Source organism: Streptomyces sp. NPDC058964, from assembly GCF_042741275.1.
In the GTDB taxonomy this organism is placed as follows: Bacteria; Actinomycetota; Actinomycetes; order Streptomycetales; family Streptomycetaceae; genus Streptomyces.
This window is the reverse complement of sequence record NZ_JBHYKH010000571.1, coordinates 1-1,441: the sequence shown is the minus strand read 5'-3', so window position 1 is coordinate 1,441 and position 1,441 is coordinate 1. Positions and strand designations below refer to the sequence as shown.

The 1,441-nt window shown below is 72.6% G+C and carries 1 protein-coding gene; it reads right to left on the bottom strand.

Annotated elements, in window-relative coordinates; genetic code table 11:
• Positions 1–289 precede the first annotated feature (289 nt).
• Positions 290–1,441: glycine dehydrogenase (locus tag ACFW2E_RS40455; protein ID WP_384475171.1), on the bottom strand; the 1,152-nt coding region annotated here is incomplete at its 5' end.

Here is a 1,441-nt window from a genome sequence, read left to right as displayed (position 1 = left end):
GCCGAAGGCCGCCGTGGCCGTGGCCGCCCCCCGCCCGCCCCCCGGGCGGCACACCTCCACAAACAAAACAGCCGCGGTGATGTGGTTACCCGCCCCCCCCCCCCACCCGCCCCCCCGCGCCCCCCCGCCCCCCGATCGACCACGCGCCCCACCCCCCCCGCCGGCCCGTCACACCCCCCCCCCCGCGTCTCGCCAGGCTCCTGGCCACAGCCAGTTGATCACTGTGTTGCGACGACCCCTGGAATTCGCCAGGTGTGGACGGGGGCCCTCATGCGCTCGCTCGGGCCGCTCAGCCCTCGTACGCGTCCATCGGCGGGCACGAGCAGACCAGGTTGCGGTCGCCGAAGGCCTGGTCGATACGGCGCACCGGCGGCCAGTACTTGTCGGCGGCCGACACACCGGCCGGGAAGACGGCCTCCTCGCGGCTGTAGGCGTGGTCCCAGTCGGCGCCGAGCGCGGCCGCCGTGTGGGGCGCGTTGCGCAGCGGGTTGTCCTCCGCCAGCCACTCCCCCGCGCCGACCTTCTCGATCTCCGCGCGGATGGCGATCATCGCCTCGCAGAACCGGTCCAGCTCGATCAGGTCCTCGGACTCGGTCGGCTCGATCATCAGTGTGCCGGCCACCGGGAAGGACATGGTCGGCGCGTGGAAGCCGTAGTCGATCAGCCGCTTGGCGACGTCGTCGACGCTCACGCCGGTCGCCTTGGTCAGCGGGCGCAGGTCGATGATGCACTCGTGCGCGACCAGGCCACCGGGGCCGGTGTAGAGCACCGGGTAGTGCGGCTCGAGACGCTTGGCGATGTAGTTGGCGGAGAGCACGGCCACCTGCGTGGCCCGCTTCAGCCCCTCGCCGCCCATGAGCCGGACGTACGCCCAGGAGATGGGCAGGATGCCGGCCGAGCCCCACGGAGCCGCCGAGATCGGACCGACGCCCGTCTCCGGGCCGGCCGAGGGCTGCATCGGGTGGTTCGGCAGGTACGGCGCCAGGTGCGACCGTACGGCCACCGGACCGACGCCGGGGCCACCGCCGCCGTGCGGGATGCAGAACGTCTTGTGCAGGTTGAGATGGGAGACGTCACCGCCGAAGTGGCCCGGCTTGGCGAGGCCGACCAGGGCGTTGAGGTTGGCGCCGTCGACGTAGACCTGGCCGCCCGCCTCGTGGACCTGGGCGCAGATGTCGGCGACGTGCTCCTCGAACACACCGTGTGTGGACGGGTAGGTGATCATGAGCACCGCGAGCTCGTCGCGGTACTGCTCGATCTTGGCCCGCAGGTCCTCGACGTCGATCTCGCCGTCCTCGGCGGTCCTGACGACGACGACCTTCATCCCGGCCATGACGGCGCTGGCGGCGTTGGTGCCGTGCGCGGAGGACGGGATCAGGCACACGGTGCGCTGGTCGTCGCCGGTGGGGCGGTGGGTGCCCCGCACGGCGCGCAGACCCGC